This window comes from Cryobacterium sp. 10I1, assembly GCF_035019805.1.
Lineage (GTDB): Bacteria > Actinomycetota > Actinomycetes > Actinomycetales > Microbacteriaceae > Cryobacterium > Cryobacterium glucosi.
In genome coordinates this window covers 1-1066 of record NZ_JASJVF010000497.1, presented here as the reverse complement: position 1 = coordinate 1066, position 1066 = coordinate 1, and the positions used below count along the sequence as shown (strand labels likewise).

Annotated in this window: 1 protein-coding gene; it reads left to right on the top strand. The window is 66.8% G+C overall.

Annotated elements, in window-relative coordinates:
* Positions 1-230 precede the first annotated feature (230 nt).
* Positions 231-1066: MFS transporter (locus tag QN345_RS19365; protein WP_323509155.1), on the top strand; the 836-nt coding region annotated here is incomplete at its 3' end.

Here is a 1066-nt window from a genome sequence, read left to right as displayed (position 1 = left end):
GAGCACATCATCATCGAGTCGCTCTGGGAGCGCATCCGCCTCCTCGCCGAGGTCCTCACCGTCATCCACCTGCCGCGCTGAGCAGTCTCGCCCGTCGCGGGTCGACGCGGCGGCCGATCGATCCTCTTTCGCGTGGTTCGGAGCGATGTCATACTCGCCTCGAACGGGGGTGCCGGAAACCGGCCGGATGAGGGGGCCAGCGGCGTTCGCGTCGGATTGCGGGTGACTCGATGAGTAAGTGGACGGCAATCGCGGTCCTCGGCAGTGCGCAGTTCGTCATGGTGCTCGACAGCACCGTCATGAACGTGTCGATCTCGACGGTTGTCACAGACCTGGACACCACGGTCGCGGCCATGCAGAGCGCGATCACGTTCTACACCCTCACGATGGCGGCGGTCATGCTGCTCGGCGCAAAGCTCGGCGACATCTGGAGCCGGCGGCGCGCGTTCGTGATCGGTGCGGTCGTCTACTCGTGCGGTTCCCTGTTGACGGCACTGAGCCCGAATTTCGCGGTGCTCTTCCTCGGCTGGTCGGTCATCGAAGGACTCGGCGCCGTGCTGGTGATCCCGGCCATCGCAGCTCTCGTCGCGGAGAACTACCGGGACAGGGACCGCGTGACCGCGTACGCGATCATCGGCGCCGTGTCCGGGGCCGCGGTCGCGGCCGGCCCCCTGATCGGAGGCTACGTCACGACCTACCTGAACTGGCGCTACGTCTTCGTGTCCGAGGTCGTGATCATGATCGGCGTCGTCCTCACGGCGCGCCTCATCTCCGACAGCAGCAGGCCGAGCAGCACCCGAATCGACGTCCCGAGCGTCCTGCTCTCGGCGGCGGGCCTCGTCCTCGTCGTGTACGGGATGTTGCAGAGCAAGACCTGGGGGTGGATCCTCCCGAAACAGGCTCCCGAGATCAACGGGACCCCGATCGAGCCCCTGGGCCTGTCCCTCGTGCCCTACCTGATCCTGCTGGGCGTCTTCCTCCTCTGGCTGTTCACCGGTCGCCAACGGCGACTGGGCGAGACGGGCCGCGCCCCGCTCCTCGACGTCGGGATGTTCTCGATCACGCA